Source organism: Shewanella sp. YLB-07, from assembly GCF_009377275.1.
Genome location: NZ_VOQB01000013.1, coordinates 1 through 20,343, shown reverse-complemented (window position 1 = coordinate 20,343; position 20,343 = coordinate 1). Strand labels below are relative to the sequence as shown.

At 45.3% G+C, this 20,343-nt stretch carries 10 protein-coding genes and 4 tRNA genes; 5 read left to right on the top strand and 9 right to left on the bottom strand.

Annotated features, from left to right (window positions below; translation table 11 throughout):
* The first annotated feature begins 154 nt into the window (after positions 1-154).
* Positions 155-2,167 carry a DNA helicase Rep gene (gene rep, locus FS373_RS23510; protein ID WP_152830750.1) on the top strand — a complete coding sequence of 671 codons (2,013 nt, stop codon included), beginning with the start codon at positions 155-157 and terminating at the stop codon, positions 2,165-2,167.
* Between the two features lie 79 nt (positions 2,168-2,246).
* Here the strand turns inward: rep and FS373_RS23505 are convergent, their stop codons facing one another.
* The gene (locus FS373_RS23505; RefSeq protein ID WP_144048266.1) at positions 2,247-4,877 is read right to left on the bottom strand and encodes a diguanylate cyclase domain-containing protein; all 2,631 of its coding nucleotides are present in this window, start codon (positions 4,875-4,877) and stop codon (positions 2,247-2,249) included.
* Between the two features lie 247 nt (positions 4,878-5,124).
* Here FS373_RS23505 and FS373_RS23500 point away from each other — a divergent pair.
* From FS373_RS23500 to FS373_RS23485, 4 genes are all read left to right on the top strand, one after another.
* Positions 5,125-5,201: transfer RNA gene (locus FS373_RS23500), tRNA-Arg, on the top strand.
* 54 nt (positions 5,202-5,255) lie between these two features.
* A tRNA-His gene (locus FS373_RS23495) sits at positions 5,256-5,331 on the top strand.
* Positions 5,332-5,540: 209 nt separating this feature from the next.
* Positions 5,541-5,617 (top strand) — tRNA-Pro (locus FS373_RS23490).
* A gap of 196 nt (positions 5,618-5,813) precedes the next feature.
* Positions 5,814-5,890: transfer RNA gene (locus FS373_RS23485), tRNA-Pro, on the top strand.
* 117 nt (positions 5,891-6,007) lie between these two features.
* Here the strand turns inward: FS373_RS23485 and FS373_RS23480 are convergent.
* The 8 genes from FS373_RS23480 to FS373_RS23445 form a co-directional block, all read right to left on the bottom strand.
* Entirely contained in the window at positions 6,008-6,202 is a 195-nt protein-coding gene (locus FS373_RS23480) for a DUF1059 domain-containing protein (protein ID WP_013053116.1), read from the bottom strand.
* A gap of 659 nt (positions 6,203-6,861) precedes the next feature.
* Positions 6,862-8,787, bottom strand: a complete 1,926-nt coding sequence (locus FS373_RS23475) for an EAL domain-containing protein (RefSeq protein WP_144048265.1) — start codon at positions 8,785-8,787, stop codon at positions 6,862-6,864.
* A gap of 8 nt (positions 8,788-8,795) precedes the next feature.
* Positions 8,796-9,503: a transglutaminase-like cysteine peptidase gene (locus tag FS373_RS23470; RefSeq protein WP_144048264.1), complete on the bottom strand. Its 708-nt coding sequence runs from the start codon at positions 9,501-9,503 to the stop codon at positions 8,796-8,798.
* An 18-nt stretch (positions 9,504-9,521) separates the two neighbouring features.
* Positions 9,522-10,121, bottom strand: coding sequence for an OmpA family protein (locus tag FS373_RS23465; protein ID WP_144048263.1), 600 nt, complete (start codon positions 10,119-10,121; stop codon positions 9,522-9,524).
* Positions 10,121-11,536, bottom strand: a complete 1,416-nt coding sequence (locus FS373_RS23460) for a TolC family outer membrane protein (protein ID WP_152830749.1) — start codon at positions 11,534-11,536, stop codon at positions 10,121-10,123. The genes FS373_RS23465 and FS373_RS23460 overlap by 1 nt, the downstream gene beginning before the upstream one ends.
* Before the next feature lie 30 nt (positions 11,537-11,566).
* Entirely contained in the window at positions 11,567-12,949 is a 1,383-nt protein-coding gene (locus tag FS373_RS23455) for an HlyD family type I secretion periplasmic adaptor subunit (RefSeq protein ID WP_152830748.1), read from the bottom strand.
* Positions 12,942-15,119 carry a type I secretion system permease/ATPase gene (locus tag FS373_RS23450; RefSeq protein ID WP_144048260.1) on the bottom strand — a complete coding sequence of 726 codons (2,178 nt, stop codon included), beginning with the start codon at positions 15,117-15,119 and terminating at the stop codon, positions 12,942-12,944. The genes FS373_RS23455 and FS373_RS23450 overlap by 8 nt, the downstream gene beginning before the upstream one ends.
* 110 nt (positions 15,120-15,229) lie before the next feature.
* Positions 15,230-20,343, bottom strand: a 5,114-nt coding sequence (locus FS373_RS23445) for a VCBS domain-containing protein (RefSeq protein WP_152830747.1), incomplete at its 5' end; no start/stop codon positions are given.

Below are 20,343 nucleotides of genomic sequence, written 5' to 3'. Positions count from 1 at the left end.
GTCATAGACAGCTGATGTGAAAGTAAGTTTTATTCGAACGAAGTTCTGAATTAATTAAACTGGTTGAGAAATTTAAATTGTCAGATTGAAACGTTAGAGTTTCTGGTATGATCACCTGCTTCAAACCCCTTTTAATCTTGGTAAAAGTAACCCCATGAAGCTAAACCCCGGACAAGATGAAGCCGTACATTATGTATCTGGCCCCTGCCTAGTACTTGCGGGGGCTGGTAGTGGTAAGACTCGAGTGATCATCAACAAGATTGCTCATCTGGTGCAGAACTGTGGTTACAAGGCTAGGTCCATCGCGGCGGTGACCTTTACCAATAAGGCTGCACGTGAGATGAAGGAGCGTGTAGCTAAATCCATGGGGCGTAAAGAGGCTCGCGGCTTATGGATCTCGACATTTCATACTCTGGGCCTGGAGATTATCAAGAGGGAGCATAAGGTCGTTGGCCTCAAAGCTGGTTTTTCCCTGTTCGACGATCAAGATACCTTGGCCCTGCTCAAAGACCTTACCGAAGATGAGCTCGATGGAGATAAGGACCTTCTCAGATCCTTGATGACGACGATTTCTAATTGGAAAGGGGATCTGGTGATCCCAACTCAGGCGGTGAAGTTAGCTAAGGATGAGCAATCACAACTGTTTGCCGCTCTCTACGCAAGATATGCCCAGCATATGAAGGCCTACAATGCCCTGGATTTTGATGATCTGATTTTAATTCCGACACTCATACTCAGGCACAATGCCGAGGTGAGAACGCGTTGGCAGACACGTATTCAATATATGCTGGTGGATGAGTATCAAGATACCAACACCAGCCAATATGAGATGGTGAAGCTTCTGGTGGGAGATAGGGCCCGTTTCACCGTGGTGGGCGACGATGATCAATCTATTTATTCATGGCGAGGGGCGAAGCCACAGAATCTGGTGTTATTGGGTAAAGACTTCCCCGCTCTACGTTTGATTAAGCTAGAGCAAAACTATCGCTCTAGCCAAAGGATCTTAAAAGCCGCGAATATTCTCATCGCTAATAACCCTCATATATACGAGAAGACACTGTTTAGTGAGCTTCCCTACGGTGAACCGCTACGAGTATTGATCGCCACTAACGAGGCACAGGAAGCAGAGCGGGTCATTGCCGAGATGATCCGTCACAAGTTTATGGGGAAAACCCAATTTGGAGATTATGCGATCCTCTATCGTGGCAATCATCAATCTCGTCTGCTGGAGCGGGCGCTGATGACGAACCGCATCCCCTATAAACTCAGTGGTGGTACCTCATTCTTCGGCCGGGCCGAAATCAAAGACATCATGGCCTATCTCAGACTAGTGGTGAACCCTGATGATGATAATGCCTTCCTGCGCGTGGTGAATCTGCCTAAACGTGGAATAGGCCCATCAACTCTGGAACGTTTAGGTACGTTTGCCAATGAACGACAAATTTCTATGTTTGAGGCCAGCTTCGACTCTGAGTTGAATCATCATCTGCCTCCGGCGGCCATGGCTTCTCTCTACAAGTTTGGCAAGTTCATTGTCGATACCGGTGAGACCGTGACTCGGGGTGAGCCTATTGAGGCCATTAAGCACTTGATACGTAATATTAACTATGAGGATTATCTCTACGAGACCAGTACCAGTGCCAAGGCGGCGGAGATGAGGATGAAAAACATCTCCGAGTTGTATCGCTGGGTCACTGAGATGCTCGAAGGGGATGAACTTGACGAAGGCATGACCTTACCTGAGGTGGTTACCCGATTAACCTTGCGTGACATGATGGAGCGTAACAGTGAGGATGAAAATGGCGATCAGGTTCAGCTGATGACGCTGCATGCCTCTAAAGGCCTGGAGTTTCCGTATGTGTTTATGGTGGGCACCGAAGAGAGAATTTTACCCCACCAAAGCAGCATAGATGAGGATAATGTCGATGAAGAACGTCGTCTGGCCTATGTCGGCATCACCCGAGCGCAGCAACAGCTCTGGTTTGTACTGTGTCGTGAACGTCGTCAATTCGGTGAGACTATGCGCTGTGAGCCAAGTCGTTTTCTGTTGGAGCTCCCTCAGGATGATCTAATCTGGGAGAATCGTAAACAAGTGCAGAGCGAGAACCAGAGGCAGGAAACCAGCAAGTCTAATATCGCCAACTTGAGAGATATGTTTAAAAAGTAGACTCTTAAATAAACGGATCACTGTACATTAGGGCGCGGAAATCATATCGCGTTCTTGCGCTTAGCACTACGACATAGAGTTAAGCGCAAACTAAATCCTTGGTGATTGAATTCAGATGAATAACATTGCCAAGGGCTTGCCCCTGACCTAGATCGAAACCTATCTCCAGCAGTGTCTCTTTTTGCTGTATAGCACAAATTCCATCCACAAAAACTACGAGTTCCAACGCCTGGGCGGTTAAGTAGTGGGCCTTTAATAGCTTAAGATGTTGCTCACTGTTGAGATGAGTGGTGTAACTAGGGTCAAGCTTTAAGCCTTGCAATGGTAAGAAGGTTAAGCTGCTCAAGGCGCTATGGGCACTACCATAGCCAGTCAGCCCAAGATTAATCTTCAGCTTTTGAAGAAGTTCAAATGCATTGATATGGTTATCCGTATCTAAGATAAACCCTTTCTCATCGAAAAATAGCCAGAGTTGCTCAAGGGGGAATATAAGCTCCTTAAGCTTATTTTTCAGCTGTCTGACAGCATGTTTATGCTTCAGGTGCATGGCCGAAATGTTGAGATGTAGGGGGAAGTGGTCTAAGGATTGTTCGCGCAACATCTGATGATCTGAGTTTAGTTTTTCTAGTAGATAAATATCCAGTTCGGTGGTTAAGTTGCAATGTTCGGCAATGTTATTGAGCTGGACCTGCTTTACTTTACCTAGCAAAGGATGATTCCAATACAAGCGTGGCTCTAAGGCTACCGTAGATAGCTTTTTCAAATTTTGAATCGGTAGATAACTCAGGTGCAGCTCTCGGTTTGATATCGCTTGTTTTAATTCAATTTCAAGCTCGACATCTTTGACTAACTGTTGATGCGACTTATCATCGAAGATAACATAGCAACCTTTGCCCTGGGACTTGGCCTGATACATGGCTGCATCGGCGTCACGTAACAGGGACTCGGCCGTGTCTGACTTATGATTACAGCTAAATGCGATTCCTATACTGGCACCTGAGGTGAAACTTTGGTTGGCTAATTCATAGGGGCGTGATAATTCTGTGAGAATACGCTCGGCAACCTCTTTCGCATCATTGGTACCATTGATGCTGTCGAGTAATATCACAAATTCATCTCCACCGATCCGCCCTAAGGTGTCATTATCGCGAATACACAGGCGTAGGCGCCTTGAGGTCTCAACCAGAAAGCGATCACCTTGCTGATGACCTAAGGTGTCATTAATGAGCTTGAATCTATCGAGATCGATAAATAGCAGACCAAAGCGATCTAGCCCATGTCGGCGAATATGCTTTACGGCTTGTGTCAGGCGCTCCATAAACATGCCGCGATTTGGCAGTCCAGTCAGGCTATCGTGATTAGCGTCATAAACAAGTTGTTCTTCCGCTTTACGTCTTTGGGCTACTTCTTTCTCTAAATCCTGATTTAACATAGCCAGAGCCCGGGTCCGAACGACGACTTTCTCTTCTAGCTGTTCGTAGCTGGACTTAAGCGATTCAGCGGAGAGTTTCTTCTCGATCGCGGTGGCTATGTGTTGAGAAACGAAAGTCAGCAGATCGAGATCTTTATCTTGGTAACTCTGGGACATACATAGGCTATAGATGGTTAAGGCACCACGAACCTGCCCATGGATAAATAAGGGGATGCCAATCCACTGATATACGTCTTGGGTATAGTTGAGTTCAGGCATCTTTGAATAGACAATCCCAACGTCTATCAAGGCATCAAGATCGGTACGTTGGAGTAACAAAGGCCTACGGTTCTTGATGACGTATTCAGTTAAGCCATCAGATGTGGCCCTAGGTTGTGGGGCTGTAGAATCGTTCTGAGTTACATAAAAAGGAAAGTTTATACGAGTCAACTTATCGTCGAGAAGGGCTATATAGCAGTTATTCGCCGGCATTAGATGGCTTATAACTCTATGAATCTCCGAGTAGAAGGAGTCGCTATCTATGTTAGAGGTGGCAAGATCGGTAATCTCGAATAGAGATTTCTGCAGACGCTCGGCGCGACGTCTTTCAAACACTTCACGTTTGAGCTTGTCGTAAGCAACGCTTAACTCTTTGGTTCTTTGCTCTATTGCCTGTTCCAACTGTTCTCTATGTTCTAAACGTTCTAGCACACCGGAGAGTTGATAACTGACAAAGTGAAGCAGTTCTATCTCCATTTCGGAAAAGTTGATATCGGGAGAGTAACTCTGTACCACCAATACACCCGAAACCAAGTTATTGACTTTAATCGGCACACCTAACCAAAGGTGGCATGGCGCCCCTCTACTGACAATTTTTTTAGCGGCGATAAGCTGCTGAAAGCTTGTGTCATCACAAAGGAGTGTTTCACCTGACTTGAGCACGTATCCAGTGAGACCGCTTAACAGGGTCTCGGAAATTTCATCTATAGAATAGATTTTGTTGGGATGCGGGTCTTTTTCGTCGAGGAAAAAAGGAATATTCAATTTGTTAGAGCTTGGGTCTAACAAGGCAACGAAAAAATTATCCGCTGGAAGAAGCAAGTTTAGCGAGCGATGAACTTCTGAGAAAAACGCCTTCGGCGAATCCACATGAGCTGCTAGGTTTGAGATCTCTAACAGTAGATTTTGGGTGACTTCGGCTCGCTTGTATTTAAGAGCCAGACTCTTTAAGCGATCAATCCTTTTTTGCAGACGTTCAGCTTCACGGTGTGAATGTTGAACCAATTCTTCCCTAAACATGATTTCCGCCAATCGCTATTTATTATATGAGAGCTAGGATTTGGACTAAATTTGCACAAGAGATATAGATAGCACAAAAAAACAACAGAGCCAAGTCATTATTTTGACGTTTGACAGTTTAAATTTTGTCCTAAATGGATTAATTTGCTCAAATTAGTCAAAAGGTGAGCAAACAGACGAAAAAAATGCTTTTAACTGTAGACGGCGGGGCAAATAATTCATATTATGTGCGCCGCTAACAAGGCAGGCACCCATAGCTCAGCTGGATAGAGCGCACCCCTCCGGAGGGTGAGGCCGAGGGTTCGAATCCTTCTGGGTGCACCAGATTGAACAGAACGCCAAGTTAGTGAAAAAGTTGTTAGAAGTTGAAAGTCAGTGGTGATTGTAGCTCAGTTGGTAGAGCCCCGGATTGTGATTCCGGTTGTCGTGGGTTCGAGCCCCATCAGTCACCCCATTTCAACCCCTTATTTAGATTTTAGATAAGGCAGTTGTAAAGATACAAAGACTCGGATTCTCAATGAGAGAAAGTGCGCAGCTCGGTAGCGCATTCCGATTTACTCTTTATAAAAGAGAGTAAGAGTGGACCTGAGGGTCAGAGGTTCGAATCCTGCTTTTTATTAAAGGTAGGGCCGACCACATTCAGTTTCAATAGCAACAAATTCTCGGTGATTAGCGCAGCCCGGTAGCGCATCTGGTTTGGGACCAGAGGGTCAGAGGTTCGAATCCTCTATCACCGACCACATTTAAAGGTATTGAATCAAATTGATTTTGATTTGATATTAAAAGTAAAAATTTACGGACTCTTAATGAGTAGAAGTGCGCAGCCTGATAGCGCATCCCGATTTGAAACAAGAGTGGACCAGAAGGTCAGAGGTTCGAATCCTGCTTTTTATAAAAGATAGAGCCGACGACACTAAGTTTCAATAAACAAGTTTACGGTGATTAGCGCAGCCCGGTAGCGCATCTGGTTTGGGACCAGAGGGTCAGAGGTTCGAATCCTCTATCACCGACCACTTTACGAAAAACCTTCTGAGAAATCAGAAGGTTTTTTTCGTTTAAGCCAAAAAGATCAGAGGTTCGAATCCTCTCTTTTTATGACTGGATGGCCGACCACTTTCAAAAGCCTAATACTATAAGGGTGGAGTTCCTTCTTTAAATTCTTTTACTATATTTTCTCTGAATTCTGGGGTGTTTTCATATCCGTGAACACTCCCCCCATGCTCGATGACTGCTTTAAGCAATTCTTCTTTCGTATCAGCAGCAAGTGCTACTGAACATTTGACATCACCAGGGTAATTCCTACAGTCGATATAGTATCTAGACATAATAATTCTCCTTAAATGGTTACAACGCTAACTATAAATAAATCATCTTTTGGCAAGGAACACATCTACCTTAAATTGCTAGTGATGGATAATAAAATTCACCTTTCGTAAAAAGAGAGTCTCATTGTTCCTGTGTCATGAGGTTGAATTTAATATTAGTACAAGCTAGACGCTTTTTTTTAAAAGTGACTTATCGATCAAATTCCTGTCTATGAGGTTGTATTACAAGGCACTCTGGAGAAAAACTGGGTTTCCACCGCTATTCAACTATAAAAATCACAGCGTAATCACTACAGAGCTATCAAAATCATTACAGATTTTCCATTATGCCAGAGAAATGCGGCACCAAGTAAGACTGGCAAACTTAAGCTTGGGAATGACCCCCAAAAAATCAAGTGCATGAAAAAGACCAGCAGCATTTGCTATTGGTCTGATAAAGTCGTCAACCTATTTCTGGACGGGACATTAAGGATAGCTAGAGGATTCAAATCTTCTCTTTTTATGACTGGATGGCCGACCACTTTCGAAAATCCTTCTGAGAATTAGCAGACTTTTTTTGTTAAGCCAAAAAGATCAGAGGTTCGAATCCTGCTTTTTATAAAAGAAAAGGCCTCAGAAGTTAGCTGAGGCCTTTTTATTGATTGATAAGCGTATGGGGGCTAGATTTCTTCAACTTCCACAGGAGGATGGATATAGCCCATGTAGGCACTGGTTTTTAATGGTACGAAGCGTTCTAATTGCTGCTTCTCTTCTATACCTGTGACTATGACTTGAATATCTAACCCTCTCGCGACATTGATCAAGGCTCGACACAGTTCGCTACTATGTTCACTCTCGTCATAATAAGCGAAGGACTGGTCGAGTTTGACATAACTCGGTCTGAGAGTTTGTAAGTAGGCCATAGAGCCAAATTGGCGACCGAAGTGATCGATACCGAAGTGGGCACCATTATCGCGAATAATAGTACATAGGGCTTCACAAGAGTCTGGGTCGCTATATACGCCTGCCTCCGGAATGTCGAAACAGATCCGCTCAGAGAGGCTAGATGCGCGTAAAAAGCCATTTAACCATTCATGGAATTTGGGATCGCTTAGACTGTGGAAGGTTAAGTTAATGGCAATAGGCTCATAGTTTCTTTCGAGTAGCTTCTGGGTGGTTAGCGTTTCGATAAGGCATTTATCGAGCAGGGCACCGAGAGAAAGCAGTTCGACATAGGGCATAAACTGGCCAGCATGTACGGTTTTATCGCCGATTTCCAGCTGACAGTAGAGCTCTCTCTGGGTAATAGAATCACCGTCATTGAGGTGGACAGGTTGCCACTTAAATTTGAACTGTCGGTTGTTAATTGCATTACTTAGATGCTCACGCCATTGTTCACGAGTAAATAGCTGTTTCTCGTTGGTTTCGAACCAGTGAAACACCTTATCTTCTTTGATTGCTTTTTGAAGGGCATTATCAGTTTGAGCTAAGATATCCGATACCGACATCTGTCCAATACGTTCGGCAATACCGATAGAAAAGTTTTCATTTGGCTTACAGCCAGCTTTTGACATCTCTTGATTTATCGTGCGGATTAATGTTTGCAGATATTTACTGGTTTGCTCGTGCTCTGCGCTGGAGATTAAAAATGCAAACTCATAAGCTGAGATTCTAGCAATAACAGAGTTGGTGATAGCGTCTAAATGCTCTTTCATCTTCTGAGAAAGTAGTTTTATGGTTTCGTCTCGAACTTGGTATCCGTATTTACTATGGACTTCTTCTAGCCAGTCAAATTTTGCCATCACCAAGGCGCCACTCTTAGGCTCATTAAGCCAGCTGCTTAAGTGGCCCATCATATATTGACGGTTAGGTAAGCCTGAGACTTGATCGATCAGGTTTTTCTTTCTCAGCTCACCAACCTCTTCATCCAGGGAGTTAAAGATCTGCTTGAGTTGATCCGACATGCTATTAAAAGCGAGTACCACAGATTTCAGTTCCATGGTTTTAGGGATTTTCATGTCCGGGCCAAATTTACGCTGGGCGATATCTTGGGCATGCTCGGCTATTTCGTGCAAGGGGCGTAGAATCCAGGTGAGACCGACACGTGCACAGACTATGGCAATAAGGAAAAGCACAGAAAACACTATGATAGCGTTGGTCATGGTACGCCATAACTCGTGATAACCAAATCCCGGGTGGGCCGTTATCTCTAACCGGGCAAGTTGGATCCAGCCCGACGTAATAGTGCTCTCTTTCTTGATCGTTTCAAAAAAGTCCAGCTCGATAAACCATTGTGGTACACCTTGAATATTGACTGGGTTTTCCCACACTTGCTGTTTTCCATCGACGAGCCAGGTGAGTTTAACTTGTTGGTAGTAACCACCTTCGAAGATAACATTAATCAAGGTTTCGGCGCCGACAATATCACCCGCTTCAAGATCCGGAATTAACATGATCCCTAAAGAGTTACTGGTATTGTTGAGATCTGACTCCATCTGCTTGGTCAGAAAGTTCTGTGTCTCTGTAAACTGTACATAGCCTAGACTTGCCACTACTAATAAAAATAGGCCAAACAGCAGTGAGTATATCTGTCGAAACAGTGTCATCTTTCTAGCTACTCCAATCTTAATTTGGGTTTTCTGAGTCTTTCGACACCCAATCTATATTTGAGATCGTTCCACTTCGCCAGTTTCTTGGATGAACCAGCAAGAACGCCTCGTCCTTTTTCTTTGTTTAGCCATAGCTGTCGACCATTAAAACTGTATACCGGCAGCAAGTCTTTCCTTTGAGTCGCAGGTTTTATTCTTCTATCTAAATTGTCGAGTACCAAAGGAATAGAAGAGGGTTTCTCATAGTAAGCAAGCACCATGTGATATTGATTCACAGTGGTCGCTTTTACCATAGTAATCCTCAGCTTATCTTCAGGGATACCTAACTGAAGCAAGGTGAAATATTTTGCAATGGAGAAATCTTCACAATCGCCGCCATTGACACCAATAAACTCCATAGGGGTAGACCAATAATTACTATCACCCCAGAGCTTGATATCATCAACAAAACGAAAAAGATTGAAAAATTTATTCACCTTAGTGAGCTTCTCTCTTTCGCTGAGGCCTTGAGCCGAGTCGAGTACCTTAAACCAGGCTCTGGCCCTTTTTCCAGCTCGTTCACCATATCTCGACTCGAGAGTCGAGACGATGTGCTCTTTATTCAATGTTTGCGTGGGGGAGGCATATAGGCACGAAGCTACCAGAGCCAGTGCCACTAAGATGAATTGGCAGACCTTCTTGCATGATAATTTACGACTAAGCCTGCCTTTCATGGTGCTCTGTTAATTTCCCTATTCCACTTCTTCATCAACGGTATAGATATGCCATTTCATATCAGCCGTTGTGTCTTCTCCAGTGACTTCGGCAATAACGCGTCTATTTCGAGTTTGGGCCATATCTGTGCCACTCTCATCGACGGGACGATCGTAGCTATAACCTATCGCGGTTAGCCTATCGGATGCAATACTGTATTGTTCCGACAATAGCGAGGTCACTGCATCGGCTCTGTTTTGCGACAAGGCTAAGTTGTGATCGTAAGATCCTGTCTTACTACAGTGGCCTTCGATGGTGACATTAGTATTAGGAAATTCGTTCATGAAAATGGCTATGACTTCAACTTGTTCGTAATACATAGGGTCTATGTAGTGGGAATCGTTGGCGAATAAAATTTTCAGTTCAGAGCGTTCGTGAATGGGCTTTACCTTGCCACAACCATAGTTATCAATCGTTGCACCCATAAGGGTATCGTTACAGCGTTCGCGGGCGACGATGACACCGTCTTTGTCCAGATCGTTAAGATCCTGGAGTTGTGTCGTATTGCCATCCATGGTCACTATGCTTGAGCATGCACTTAGCAGAGTGATGGCTAACAGTGTTATGAAGGTTTTCATTAGTTTACTCCTCCTTCGTAACTACGATCGCCTTGCCATACATCTGGGCGAGTGACTCGCAGAGATTCAAGCAGTCGACCCGTAGCATTTAAAATACGGTATTCAGATAAAATTTCGTCGTATTCGGCTTCAAGATAGTCTTTACGTGCTTCGAATAGCTCATTCTCGGTGTCGAGCAGATCGAGTAAGGTGCGTTGGCCTAAATTGAATTGCTGACTGTACGCGACTTGAGTATCTTTGGCGGCGACCACATGGTCACGAATATACATTTTCTGCGGAACTAATAACTCATAAGCATTCCAGGCTAGGCTGACGCCTTCGACGACTTGACGATAAGCACGCTCGCGGATCTCCTTGGCTTCACCTATCTTGTAGCTTGCTTCTCTTTCTCTGGCACGATCTTTACCACCCGAGAACAGGTTGTACTTTATTCTTACCATAGCAACGAGATCATTGCTGTGGCCGCCTACATCTTGTCCAAAAACACTGCCAGGTAAACCGTCTTCTCCATCCAGATTATTATTCCAGTTACCGTCTAGCTCTAATGATAATTTTGGATAATAATTAGAGAGGGCTGAGTCTCGTTCATTGACTGCGGCATTGATATCGCTACTTGCCGATTTCAATATCGGGTGATTCTCTTGGGCTAACTTAACACTGGTATTGAGATCTTCCGGTATCATGTCATCATCGGGAACCGGCACAATCAGGTCTTCCGGTTGTTTCTCGACCACACGCACAAACTGAGCCTTAGCATCATAGAAATTGTTCTTAGCTGAAATCAGATTGGCATTAGCCCTAGCACGACGTCCTGTGATCTGGGAGAGATCGGCAATTGAGCCTAAACCTGAGTCGGTTCTTTCTTTGATCTGTTCATAAATCTCTTGATGACTTATAAGGTTTTTCTCTGCCAGAGTGAGGACTTGCTCACTTTTGATATAGTTTACATAGACCTTAGTGACATCCAGTGCCATATCTTCTGCCGCGGCAAACAGTGCCCATTGTTCCGCACTAGCCTCGAAGCTGTATCTGTCGACTTCGCTCGAAGTATAAAAACCATCGAACAGCATCTGTTTGATACTAAAGCCAGCTTCGCCGCGTTCTAGCTCGATAACACCTTCATCATCGACTTCACCGAATCCTGCTTTTCTTCTTGTCGACGGGCTATTGGTCTGCTCCCAACCGTAGCCGCCGCTGATGTCTACCGTAGGCATATAACCAGCTATTGCCTGATTAACTTGCTCTTCACGGGCTTTGAAACGGTTGAAGGCGATACGTATTTCAGGATTAGTATCTAGTGTGTGCGCGACAGCTTGCTCCAGTGTTTGGCTATATGCCGAGGCTGGTAGTATCAGCGCGCCAACGGCTAACGCAAGAGCGTTGCGTTTTAACTGCCGAATAGTGCTGGTTTTCATGTTAACCCCTCCAGGTCGATTTTCTTGGGCCTAGCGTTCTCTGAGCGCCGTATCTTTAGCCCTTAAAATTGGATTAAGTATGTACTCTAGAACGGATCTTTGCCCAGTAATTACATCAACCGAAGTCAACATACCTGGTATGATCGGCATTTTAGTGCCATCGTTCTTAGTCAAACTTGATAAATCGGTTCTAACCCTTACAAGATAGAAACTGTTTCCCTCTTCGTCCTGTGTTGTGTCGGCACTAATATGCTCTACAACGCCATTTAATCCCCCATAACGGGTGAAGTCATAAGCGGTAACTTTGACTACGGCGGGCAAGCCAGGATGTAAAAATGCGATATCTTTCGGTAGTATTTTCGTTTCGATAAGCAACTGATCTTCCGATGGAACAATTTCTATGATGTCGATTCCAGGCTGGACCACCCCACCTAATGTGTTGATGTGAATGGTTTTGATGGTTCCGTTTACCGGTGATTTTATCTCTGCTTTATCCACTTTATCTTGTGCGCCGACCTGTGCCTCGTTCATTCGAGAAAGTTTGGTTTGCAGTTCGTTGAGTTGGGTTCTGGCGTCAGCCGCGAAATTTAATACGGCTTCACGCCTTTTTAATATTGCTTCATCCTGAGAAGCTTTGAGTTTAGGTCTTAATAATCTAAGAGAAGCGAGTTCACCCCGAATGTCGTTGACTACACGCTCTACTTTTATCAACTCGACTTCAGGCACGATGCCTTTATCGGCTAAGGGCTTGGTGAGTTCCAGTTCGCGGGAAACCAGCTGGTAACTTCTCGAAAGTGTGTCTATTTTTGACGCTAATTCTTTAGACTCTTGTTGTTTCTGCTGGATCTGGCGGGCTAAAATTTCCAGTTGATTAATCAGGCTATCCAATCGGCCTGTATATTCATTAGACTGACGTTGAATCAAGGCGGGTTCCTCCTTGATTAATTCTCCGGAAAATTGCAGTGGCCTTGGGGTTATCTTGACCTGCTCTCTCCAGTCGACAGACATGCTGGTGATCGTGATGCTGGATAATTCGGACGATAAACGAACCACGTTGGCTTGCAGGCTATATACCTCCTGAGCTTGCTGTTCATAGTCAGAGCGAAAACGAGTGTCATCGATGCGCATTAAGGCTTGGCCTTTAGTAACCATCATGCCTTCTTTGACATACATCTCCTGCATGATGCCGCCATCAAGACTCTGAATTACCTGGATTTGTGAGGAGGGGATGACTTTCCCCATGCCTGTGGTGACCTGATCCAACTCGGAAAAATAGGCCCAGAGCAGAAAGCAAACCCCCATGGCCGCGAGCGACCAAATGATTAACCTGTGGCTAGTTGGCGCATCGGTCATCATGGCGCCGTATACGTCATCGACCATCTCTAAATCTTGGGTAGTCAGATGCTTACTCATTTTTGGCTCCTGAGAGTAAGCCTTTACTCAGTTTATCTAATACCTCGTCTTTAGGACCATCTGCAATGACATGGCCTCGGTCTAGTACTATGATGCGATCCACAAGTTTAAGCAGGTGCATCTTATGGGTGATAATCAGTAAGGTTCTATCGCGGCTGACATTCTGCATCGCACGAATGAATTGCTTCTCGGCTCTGGCATCCAGGCTGGCCGTGGGTTCATCCATTAGCAGCACAGGAGGATCATTCAAGGTTGCCCTGGCTAACGCGACAGTCTGCCTCTGACCACGGGAGAGGGATTGACCGCCTTCGCCAACCTGTTGATCTAGGCCTTCGGTCTCCAGATCGGTAAACAGATTGATTCCGGACAGCTGTACCGCCCTAATGAGTTGATGTTCGGATACCTGTCTGGTACCAAACAAGATGTTATCTCTTATTGAACCATGGAACAGGGTGATATCCTGAGGTAGGTAGCCAAAGTTCCTACGAAGGTCGGTGGGATGTATTTGAGCCGAATCTAACCCATCATACCTAAGGCTTCCTTTTGTTGGCTGGTATAGGCCTACAAGCATCTTAGCCAGGGTACTCTTGCCTGAGCCATTACGACCAATGATAGCTATGCGTTCACCGGGTTTGATGTTGAGTGACATGGTGTGCAGCACAGGCTTCTCAGATCCAGGATAGGAGAAGCTGATATGGTCGGCATTGATCTGGCCTTCCAGGCGCTGACGGCTGACAAGATGCCCTTTGTTTTCAAACTCATCTTCCTGCGCCATGATCTCATTTAGCTGACGCAAAGCGCTGGCGGTGTGGTTGCCTCGGGTCATCAAGCCTGCTAATTGTGCCATCGGAGAGATTGCACGGCTCGATAAGATAACCGCAGCTATAATGCCACCCATAGATATCGCATTATCTGCGACTCGGTAAACACCCAAGATAACCACACACACGACTGAAAGTTGTACGGTGAAATTGGCCAGGTTAGTCACAGAGGTTGATAACTTTTTCGATTTTAACTGCCAGTTTGCCGTATGACCTATCATCTGTTGCCAGCTCTTCTGAACCAGGCCTTCGGCGCCACTGGATTTGATTGACTCCAGAGAAGCTAGGGATTCAATAAGGTGGCCATGTTTGAGGCTGGAGAATTTATTACTCTCTTCTATCGCGGCTTTCAGTTTAGGCTGTACGATTAAGGTATAACCGATAATGATGATACTGCCTATTAGCGGGATAATTGCGAGATCACCGGCCACAACGTAGATAATGATCATAAAGAAGATAGCGAAGGGTAGATCCACCAGAGTCGTAATCGTCGCAGAGGTTAAAATTTCTCGAATGCTATCAAATTCACCCAGTTGTTTAGCCATACCACCTACACTCGGTGAGCGCTTCTCTAATGGAATGCCAATGGCTTTAGCAAACAGTCGTGAGGAGACGATGATATCGACCTTCTTACCTGCGACGTCGATAAGATAAGCTCTTAGTTGCCGCATGATAAGATCAAACACATAAGCAATTCCTGCGCCTATGGCCAAGACCCACAGAGACTCGAATGCTAGGTTAGGCACCACTTTATCGTAGACATTCATGATAAAGAGAGGCGAAACTAGGGCGAATATATTAACCAATACCGAGGCGATCAACGCATCTCGATAGATAGGCGCAGAATCTTTAAGGGTCTGTAACAACCAGTGGCTGCTAGTGTCATGCTGGTGAACATCGAAACCCATATCGCCGCGGTATTGTTGTTTAACCAGAAACAAGTAACCGACATAGATCGCTTCTAACTCTTCTATGGATAAGACCTGTTCACCACCAGTTTCAGGCAGCTGAATCACGGCTCTGTCTTTATCGAAATCTATCTCCCTGAGCAGGCAGGCTTTCTTATCTTTAAGCAGCAAGATACAAGGTAAGAAGATCGGCGATACTTGATCTAGGCCCTTACGGGTTAATTTTGCCGTTAAGCCCGCACGGCCAGCGGCTTGGGGAACCAGATCAGGTGTTAGGACACTAGAGGATAAGGGGAGCCCTGCCGCCAGCGATTCGCTGGAGCATGGGCTACCGAAATATTCAGTAAGTAGGACTAAACTGTCTAGCAAGGGGTCGACAGAGACTCTTTGTGAAGCAGAGACTGTCCATTGCTCAGTTTTATGAGAAGCAGTTACAGGCACCTAAAACTTATCCTTAAGAATTATGCTAAGAATTTATTGCATTTGTATTATGAAATTATTAATCATAATGACCTATATTACTATAGGCCATTGTTAGATTTAATTTTTATTTAAGGAATTAGGTGCTGGATTTGTTCATCTTGTTGTGAGTTAGACTCCGATCCTGAATTATAGGCAAACGCTGTGGAGCTAGACGATGCAGAAGCTTGATTATCTATGATCAGAGCACCATCACCATTGTTACCGAGCAAACCATTAATTATTGCTTCATCAGTCGCACCATATGCCGTGGATAGGTCGACACCATCGAGAACGATTAGTTGATCGACATTACCATCATGATTCGCATCAATTTCGATCGTCGTCGTACCATTATTCACAGTGAAATGCAGGTACTGACCCAGATTACCGGCATTTTCACCTTGTAATAGGTCACTAAGGTCTAGCTTATCTTCTCCGAGATTGAAGTCGGTAATGTGATCGGTTCCCGTAGAGCCTGCAGACCAAACAAAGGTATCGGCACCTATGTCATTTGTATTCGTTCCACCAGTCAGTGTATCGTCACCGAGTCCGCCAATAAGGATATCATCACCTAGACCCCCGATAAGGACATCGTTACCGCCTTGGCCGAAGAGGAGATCATTTCCTTCCCCGCCATAGATTGTATCTGCGCCGTCATCGGTGCGAGACACATCGAATACTCCTGGGTTAGCCGAGATAAACTCATGGACATCTTGCACTGAAATATCGGCGATATCTTGATTAGTCTCTTGTGCTACATACTTCTGCAATGCGGCGTAGCCTTGGCCTTCGATATTATCGAACTTGACCAAGTCGCCGAAGATAATGTCATTACCAGCAGCCGCATCGACGGTATCATCGCCTTGAGTCAGTGTTTGTTCTGAACCGAGAATGATGTTTGCGAGATCCGATGCATTGATATTGGCATGAGCCTGACCATCAGAGTCATATGGAATCAAATCATCTAAATCAATTCCGCTGCCAATACCGATAGCTTCAACTTCAGAAATGGTGTTGAGAACTGCAAATGCTTCAAGTGCTTGATTAGCTGCTTCTGATGAACCACCCGATTGTGAAGCAATTTGACTTACAACATAATTACCTTGTGAATCGACAGCAATAGAACCAGTAACTTGAGATTCCCAGCTTTCATCATCCTCACGATACCAGTAGTAAACATTTCCTTCCTCATCGATTATGACTTTACCTTTATGCTTTAGCTCTTGGCCAAGTATGTAATCACCGATTAATTCATCTAGCTTGTCGTAGTGACCTTTATCTTCATCATAGTAAACCCAGACATCTGCAGGATTGGAATCAACCATAAAGTTATTGGGTTCACCATCGGTGATGAAGTAGGTAAAGTTATTGCCTACATTGCTTGCTGCATCACCATTGTTAAACCAATCTATAACAGTTTCAAAAGCAGATTCGTAGTTGGTTCTGCCACCGCTATAGATGGTATCAAGCGCATTTTCTAAGTTAGAGATAGCATTGGCATCAGCCAAATTAACTGAAACGGTAACCTTAGTACCACTATCGAAATCGACTAGTAGAATGTTTACTACTCCGGAATGATCACCCGCAGCGCTAGCCTTAAGAGTATTGAATACCTCTAAAAGCTGAGCTTTAGCGGTATTGACATTGCTGCTTCCCATACTGCCAGATGAATCAAGAATAAAGGCGATGTTGTAGTTTTCACCTTCAACAACTTGAATACCCGTGGAATCACTGACAATGACGTCATGGTTTTCTGTGCCTGTAATATTGTCATCGCCATATGAGCCATTGTCTTGGGCATAGTCGCGCAATGAAATGTTTAGCGGTACTGAACTTGTCTCGGAATCATTATTGCTGAACTCAGTGCTAGTTACGCTAACGGTTAAGGCAAACTCTAAATCGCCAGCATAATCTTCTTCTACTTGAAGTTTTAGATCGTTTAGCTCAGCAGTCGTTAGTGTCCAACTACCGTTACCATTATTGACTCCAGCTGATAGATAAACGCCATTTGGTACGCCGCTAATAGTTACTTCCGATAGGGTTTCACTTCCATCGTTATCGGTTAAAGCAACGTCAATATCCAGTGGGATTTCTTTAAGCTGTACTTGAGTCAGAGAGCCATCAGGACCAACGACATAAACGCTGTCAGCAAATATCAGACGCTCAACTTGATAAAGGTGGTCACCCGCATCTAAGTTTGTTGTATTGACCGAGCTGGCATCAACTCCTCGACTATCATTGATTAGTAGATACGGCGTTACTGAATGATCAAAGTGATTAGTTATGGTGTAGTCGGCAAAGTTACCCGAGTAGATGGCTGTATCAGTTCCTGAACCACCGTAGATAGAGTCATTTTGCCCGCCGCCGATGAAGATGTCATCACCTGCATTGCCATGCAATGAGTCAGCTTGTGCGCCGCCAATTAATATATCGTTGCCAGTGCCCCCACTGAGTGAGTTTTGAGCATTCTCACTACCTTCAATGAATGAGTTCTCATTCCCAGAGACTGCATGTTGGCCAGCTAATACCGCCTCGATATTAGTGCCAAACACCACATCATTAACTTGAACACTAGCTGGAACACTGGTATCCATCGGAGTCTTATCAATCCAAACCAAGTCGCCAGCAGATGCTGATAGAACTGGTGCATCAGCGTCTGCTGTAATATTAATAGTAACGGTAGAGGCATTACTATCGGTTGTTCCGTCTGTCGCAACATAATCAAACTCAGCCAGTGCGTCACCACGGTTACCTATACTACCTTGATTACCATCGGCCTGATCGTCATTTGGAACAAATCGGACTTGGCCTGCATCAAACATAGCAGAGCTTAATAGCATACCAACCGCAACAGCCTCCCAAGAGCCATTGTTGAGATACTGTAAGCTACCATTGGCGGCGTTTGGAAGGTTTGTTGTTCTAATCGATAGGTTAGCTTTCGCCGTATCTGTGTCACTGACGTTGAAGTCACTCCACTGCAAGATAAGCGCTGTATCCTCAGTGCCTTGAACTGAACCATCAATTGTTATAGGAGCGGCATCGACATGAGGTGTGATAGCAAAGTGACCCGTTACACTGTCACCGTCACCATCAGTAGCTACAACATTGAAGTCTATCTGACTGTCAGATGGGCTTTGCATCGCCTGGTATTGATAAAACTCCCACTGGCCAGTCGCTGGGGTGAATTCGACTTTAAAAATAAGCTCACCAGAGGCCGTTTGTCCCAGCATGGTATTATCAGACTGAGTCATTAGAATCGTTTCACCACTTGCAGTCAGCAGAGCATTTTCATCACTCCCCGTAAATACAAGTGAGCCAAAACCATCGGCTCCCCAATGAGTATCGACTTCTCCGGATGCATAACCAATGGCTTGTGCATCGGTACCGAGGAATTCGATAGACTTGATTGTTATATCGCTATTGTCACCGTGTGCGGCATTGAACCCATTATCGGTTGACTTGATTACTAGCTGATCGAAGCCCCCCTGGAGCACCTCAAAGACTGCGGCATAGTTACCATCTGATGCATCCGAGCTAAATGTTTGTGTTGCGATTAGCTGGCCATCTCGATAAAACTCAACCACGCCAACTTCAAGCTCCCCACCAAACATATTGGCAAACTCAATGTTAACGCCATAAGCCACGGTACCTGGATCTAATGTGATGATTATCTCTTCGGAGGCTTCTGAACCATCGGCAAACTTACGGAAATCTACTTCGTTGGAGATATTGTGGTAAGGGGATCCTACACTGTTAACGCCAATGCCATTACTGGTACTGTTGACGCTGGCATCAATCAATGTTGAATCTGTAGAAGATGTGAATCCTCGAGCTGTAATAGTGAAACCATCAAAATCAATAGAGCTAGAGTTACCACTTTGACCAGTGAGCGAGAATTCACCAATAAGACTATCTGGAATATCTATGTCGGTAACAACTTCTGCAGCTGAATCGGTAATCTCCGGAGCATCATCCTCAATCGTAACGGTAAAGTTTCCGTTGGTTATAGAGCCATTCCCATCATCGACTGAAATGCCGAAGTCTAATGATATGTTGTCTTCACTAGTTGCATTTGTGTGATCGACTGGAGCCAGTAAGGTTACATCGTAGCCCCAATCTCCAGGTGTATTACCTGCAGGAGCCGTAAGCACTACAGACATCACTTCAAGGTAAGAGTTTTCACCTGAAGTACCAATGAAACCTGTAAGAGTTTGTGAACCTGCATCCCAAGACCACTGAACCGTTATGCCGCCGGAAGTTAGTGGAGAAGTAGGACCTGACAAGGCGACAGTCAGCGTATCACCATCAACATCTTCAATACTGATAATACCACTTGCAGCAATAGCATTCGTCGTATCTGTATCACCAGTGTCATCAACTAGGCCATCAGTGAGGCCCTCTTCTGAGACTCGAGCATTGGTAGTTGTTGTGATGTCAGCCGGGTCGTTGGCGCCGACAATGGTGATGATCACGTTGTGTGAGGCGGTGCCATCGGCACTGGTCACTGTGATGGTACGGGTCAGCGTCTGGCCGTCAGTCAGTGACTGAACATCGGCGTGGTCGTTATTAAGTGTGTAAGTCCAGTTGCCGTCAGCGTCGATGCTAAAGCTACCATAGTTGCCATCGGCGACATCAGATTGTACCTGGAATACCGCTTCGCCAGTATCCACATCGGTGACGGTCAAGCTGCCAGAGACCATTTCAACGGTATCGACATCGCTGTCAGTCAGACCATCTTCAGTGACGGTACCGGCATCGCTATCGCCCTGGCCGACGGTGATGTCAGCCGGGTCGTTGGCGCCGACAATGGTGATGATCACGTTGTGTGAGGCGGTGCCATCGGCACTGGTCACTGTGATGGTACGGGTCAGCGTCTGGCCGTCAGTCAGTGACTGCACATCGGCGTGGCTGTTATTTAGGGTGTAACTCCAGTTGCCGTCAGCGTCGATGCTAAAGCTACCGTAGTTGCCATCGGCGACATCAGTTTGTACCTGGAATACCGCTTCGCCAGTATCCACATCGGTGACGGTCAAGCTGCCAGAGACCATTTCAACGGTATCGACATCGCTGTCAGTCAGACCATCTTCAGTGACGGTACCGGCATCGCTATCGCCCTGGCCGACGGTGATGTCAGCCGGGTCGTTGGCACCGACAATGGTGATGATCACGTTGTGTGAGGCGGTGCCATCGGCACTGGTCACTG